At 62.0% G+C, this 460-nt stretch carries 1 protein-coding gene; it reads left to right on the forward strand.

Going from position 1 to position 460, the window contains the following annotated elements:
• Positions 1-460 (forward strand): hypothetical protein (locus tag EGN72_RS19075; protein ID WP_158623091.1); only part of this gene is annotated, 460 nt, incomplete at both ends.

The raw sequence follows: 460 nt of genomic DNA on the forward strand, positions 1-460 counted from the left end.
ACTGGATTTCAGGACGCCTTGGGATGATGCGTCCGTCGAGATCATGACCGGCGATGGCCACCGGATTGCGGCGCTGGACGGCCAAGGGTGCCGCCTGCCGAATATCGACGAGGCCGCACCGATGATGCCCACGGTGATCGGGTCCAGCCTCATCGCGGTTGGGAATGGCTTTGACGGCGTGGTCGCTGATCTGGGCGGTTTGACGGCCCATTCCGTGGCACCGAAGAACGCAAAATCGGTGCGGGCCGTCGTGGACCTGCCTTTGATCGGTCCGCGTCGGGCGGTTGCCGCAGGCCCGGCAGGAAAGGGCTTTTTGATCCCGGATGATCCGCAAATCCTTTATTGCATCATCGGGCTGGGGCAATCGCTCTGTGCTGGCGTCTCTTCGGCCAATAGTTTGATGTCCACCGTGACGCCTTACCCCGACGACGCGCTGATGTTTGACTTGGCCACCGGTGTT

Origin of the sequence: Pseudorhodobacter sp. E13 (genome assembly GCF_003991405.1) — a bacterium.
GTDB lineage: Bacteria > Pseudomonadota > Alphaproteobacteria > Rhodobacterales > Rhodobacteraceae > Pseudorhodobacter.